Source organism: Streptomyces sp. NPDC002734 (genome assembly GCF_040295685.1).
In the GTDB taxonomy this organism is placed as follows: Bacteria; Actinomycetota; Actinomycetes; order Streptomycetales; family Streptomycetaceae; genus Streptomyces.
Window position 1 is genome coordinate 1 of the sequence record NZ_JBEOVU010000070.1, and the last position, 3,826, is coordinate 3,826.

General features: G+C 65.9%; 4 protein-coding genes and 1 pseudogene. 3 read left to right on the forward strand and 2 right to left on the reverse strand.

The window, feature by feature from the left end; all coding sequences use genetic code 11:
- Positions 1-331: 331 nt before the first annotated feature.
- Together ABT026_RS32035 and ABT026_RS32040 are read right to left on the reverse strand one after the other, a co-directional pair.
- The gene (locus tag ABT026_RS32035; RefSeq protein ID WP_351118717.1) at positions 332-1,087 is read right to left on the reverse strand and encodes an endonuclease/exonuclease/phosphatase family protein; all 756 of its coding nucleotides are present in this window, start codon (positions 1,085-1,087) and stop codon (positions 332-334) included.
- Between the two features lie 439 nt (positions 1,088-1,526).
- Positions 1,527-1,665: pseudogene (locus ABT026_RS32040) on the reverse strand (transposase); the annotation flags it as partial.
- Positions 1,666-2,268: 603 nt separating this feature from the next.
- Here ABT026_RS32040 and ABT026_RS32045 point away from each other — a divergent pair.
- From ABT026_RS32045 to ABT026_RS32055, 3 genes are all read left to right on the forward strand, one after another.
- Positions 2,269-2,469 carry a thioredoxin family protein gene (locus ABT026_RS32045; RefSeq protein ID WP_351118720.1) on the forward strand — a complete coding sequence of 67 codons (201 nt, stop codon included), beginning with the start codon at positions 2,269-2,271 and terminating at the stop codon, positions 2,467-2,469.
- A gap of 9 nt (positions 2,470-2,478) precedes the next feature.
- The gene (locus tag ABT026_RS32050; protein ID WP_351118718.1) at positions 2,479-2,706 is read left to right on the forward strand and encodes a hypothetical protein; all 228 of its coding nucleotides are present in this window, start codon (positions 2,479-2,481) and stop codon (positions 2,704-2,706) included.
- A 210-nt stretch (positions 2,707-2,916) separates the two neighbouring features.
- Positions 2,917-3,504 carry a hypothetical protein gene (locus ABT026_RS32055; RefSeq protein WP_351118719.1) on the forward strand — a complete coding sequence of 196 codons (588 nt, stop codon included), beginning with the start codon at positions 2,917-2,919 and terminating at the stop codon, positions 3,502-3,504.
- Positions 3,505-3,826 lie beyond the last annotated feature (322 nt).

Sequence of the window (3,826 nt, forward strand, 5' to 3'; positions counted from 1 at the left end):
TCACCACACCAACGACGAGGGGCTTCGCCACGTCACCACCCCACCTGACCAGGGCGTTCCGCACCTCAAGCGCCAGGATGAAAGACGTTCACTGAGCTAGATCTTCAACCTTGCTGGGATCGTGAGCAGACACAGCAGCACGATCCTCGCGCCACGTGAGATGACCTCTTAGGACCGCGTTTCATTCGCCTTCACCCCAACCGGCTGCCGCCGTGAAACAAGGAGGCCGGTGCCGTCCCCTCCGCCAACCCGGCATCCTACGAGCCAACGCAAACCAGAAACCGAGGAGTTATTTTTCGAAAGCCCTTGGCTGATGCGTCCATGTCGCGGTCTATCGGACCCGCAGGTCGGCATGGATCAGGTCGTGATCCGAGTAATTGGGGTGTACTCCCACACTTGGCGCGGAGAAGAAGCCGCTCTTGCGGAGGAATATGTAATCGAACTTCTTCCGGTACGGGGACGCGTCGGCAGTCGGTTGGCAGAAGGGCGGACGGTTCCGCTTCCGGCCGCACTTGGGGTCGGCATCACGGAATTGCTGCCACATGGGCGCCATTTCCAAGTACGCGGGGTCGGCGTTGAAGTCCCCCAGGACAATCGCATTCGGATACGTGCGCACGGCGGACCGCAACTCGGCGATCTGCTTCGATCGTGCGTCGCGCTGGCCCGCCTGCGCGAGATGGGTTGCGAATACCCGCACCTTCCTGCCGGCAACGGTGGTGAGGGCCGAAACGTATCCGCGGTTTTCGGTCCCGCCTACCGTGTAGCGCTTGTTCACCCTGCCGGTCAGTGGCGCGGCGGAGAGAATCGCGTTGCCATAGGCGGAGCCGTGGCCGAGACATGCCCAGGTCTTCTTCTGTACGCTTCCGTGCGCTACGTAGTAGCGGTAGCCCTTTTTCTTGAGATCTCTGATGATTCTGTTCGTTTCCCCGACGCAGATTTCTTCCAGTGCGATGACCTGCGGGCGGTACCTGACGATCTCATTTTTGATCCGCTCGATGTGACGGCTCGGATTGTTGACACGGCAAGGATTACATACGTTAAAATTGGCGACCCTGTTAGTGAAGGTGACTGCGGCAGTCTTTGTCACAGGCTCCTCAGCGGATGTCTTCTTCGCCGAAGCCGTCGAGTTCGGCCGATCGGAGGGCCTCACATTGTCCGGACTCTCGGCCGCACCAGGTCCGCACGCCGTAGACGCGAACAGGGCAGTGATCACCGCGGCTGCGAGAGCGTGGGACTTCCTGCTTCCGGTGTTCCTGTGGCATGTGCGGGACGAAGCGTTCATGTGATGTTCCCCCTGGTCGACTGTGCGTGGCCGCTTTTTGAGGTACGGGCCGAGCCTGTATCGGCAGCCGGCCCTCGGTCCACGTTTCGCACCGTACTGTGACGGAAGGGCTACAAGGAAGGGTCAAGTCCGCCGGAAGGTAACGGGCGTGGCCTGATTGAACACTTCACCGTAGGGCGTCGTTAGCCTCGTCCCGTAAATGATCTCTGAGTTGTCGCATGATGTGCCCCTCCCGGGCTTGCCTCTATCCGGTGAGGGCCAGGTTGTGTAGGTGAGCGATGCCGAGCATGGCGTGGTGGACCGTCGCCTTTCAAGCGGCAGTCGCGAAGGATCTTCCAGGTCTTCATGCGGGCGAAGACGTGCTCGACGCGGGCGCGGACCTGGGAGACGACGTGCTGTTGCCGGGGTATTCGAGCTGCTTTCACGCGCCTGATCCTGCCAAGTACCGGTGCGTTGCGCCGAGAGTTTTCCTCCTTTGAGAAGCTGACATTAATTCTTCCGCACGGGCCCTGGTGCGGGCGTGCCGTCCAACGGCTTCCTGCACGCGCCGTTCTTCTACCGCTGCTGCTGCCGCGTGCAGTGCGGTCCCGCGACCGAGCTCGAGCCAGCCCGGGCGGACCGGCGAGCGCCGGGCCGGCCGGAGCGGGAGCTCGCCGCCGTCGGCTCCTGCGAAGCGCGCCCGCCGGGCCGGGCCCGCGCCTTGTTCGATAGACGGGCTTCGGAGCGTCGCGGCGGAGGACCGGGCCCGCACCTGGACCGCCGGGAGGGTGTGGTGTCCCCCCGGCGGTGTCACGCCGCCCTTTCAGGTCTCTCGTAAGCAGGGCTGTGAACGGCACCGATGCCCGCCTGGCGAGGATCCGCCAGAACAGCGTGACAGCCGCCGTACCGGCGCCCCGCCGGGTGCTGACTCTCGCTTCAGCGCCAGAGCGTCTCCTCGCTCCGGTGTCCGCGAGATCGGGCCCTGCGCGGCCCATTCTCTGCACGTGGTGAGACGGCTGCCCAGGTCTCGTGAGAACCCCCAGCGCAGTGAAGCGGCAGTCAGCAACCAGCACTCGGCTACGCCGGCGAAGTTCGGCGTCCGAGGCATCCCTACCCTGATCATTTTCAAGAACGGGGTTGTGGCGCAGACAAAGGTGGGTGGACTGTCGAAAGCCCAGATCACCGCGCTTGTCGACAGCCACGTCTGACCGGCACAGGTGGAGCACCTCGACGAGGCCGCCTTCACCTTCGACGCCGCCCGCTCCCCGGCACCCGAGGGCGGGCCCGAGCAGCAGCTGCGCCTGGAGCTCGGCGGCCGCGACCTCTTCGAGGTCCTGGACGCCGAGCGGCTCGACGATCAGGCCCTGAAGGTCGTCCGGTCCATCGAGGACGAGCTGGGGGAGCGAGCCGCGGCCGCCTACCACGACCTCCTGGGCGGCCACTGACCTCACCGCCGTGGTGTCCCCGGCCGCCGCAGACCGCGCCCCTGTCTGTCACACCGCCTGTCACGTTCTCCCCAAACCCCTTCCTGACCTGCGAAAACACCGCCCAGGGGAGAGGCGGAGGGGCCAGCGTGACAACGTGACACCCCGGGGAAGCCCGCGCTTCACAGCGGCAGACCCCGCCCCGTTTCCCCCGACGTCTAGCCTTCCCGCATGTCCAAGAAGCCGCGATACCCAGACGCGTCACCAGAAGGGGAGGAGACCGCCCGCCACTTCGTGCAGCAGTGGGCCGAAGCGGTCATCCGTCAGGCCCACCGCACCCGCCAGGCACGCAACGACAGCGCCGCCAACTCGCGCGCCTACGACCTCGCCGAGGACTTCAGCCCACCCACCGAGCAACTTGAGACCGACTTCCGCACCCAGTGGGCCGAGGAACACCTCCTCGTCTGGTGCGCCCACCAGCTCGAGCGCTGGCGCGCCCGTCTTGCTCACGAGCGGGGCGAGGACCCGCCGGCGGAGAACCCGAAGCTCAAGCTCGTCCGCGACTCCCTGGAGCACCTCGACGAGGCAGCGTTCACCCTCGACGCCGCCCGCTCCCCGGCACCCGAGGGCGGGCCCGGCCGGGCTCTTCGCGGCCTCCCCGAGCAGCAGTTGCGCCTGCAGCTGGGCGGCCGCGACCTCTTCGAGGTCCTGGACGCCGAGCGGCTTGACGAGGAGGCACTGAAGGTCGTCCGGTCCATCGAGGACGAGCTGGGGGAGCGAGCCGCGGCCGCCTACCACGACCTCCTGGGCGGCCACTGACCTCACTGCCGTGGTGTCCCCCGGCCGCCGCGGACCGCGCCCTGTCACGCCCGCTGTCACGTTCTCCCCGAACACCCGCCTGACCTGCGAAAACACCACTCAGTGTCCTCTGCCATCGAACCTTGGCCGTTTGCCATCGAACTTCGACGGACGCGAGTTCGTGTCGTCGAAGCTTGATCACCGCAGGTCTTGGTCGGAAAGGGCCCCTGACGCGTCGGGCGTTCGGGTCAGTGAACGTCTTTCATCCTGGCGCTTGAGGTGCGGAACGCCCTGGTCAGGTGGGGTGGTGACGTGGCGAAGCCCCTCGTCGTTGGTGTGGTGA

Bases quoted from the DNA above. Each gene is read 5' to 3' on its own strand.
- ABT026_RS32055 (WP_351118719.1), top strand. From the start codon at position 2,917: ATGTCCAAGAAGCCGCGATACCCAGACGCGTCACCAGAAGGGGAGGAG.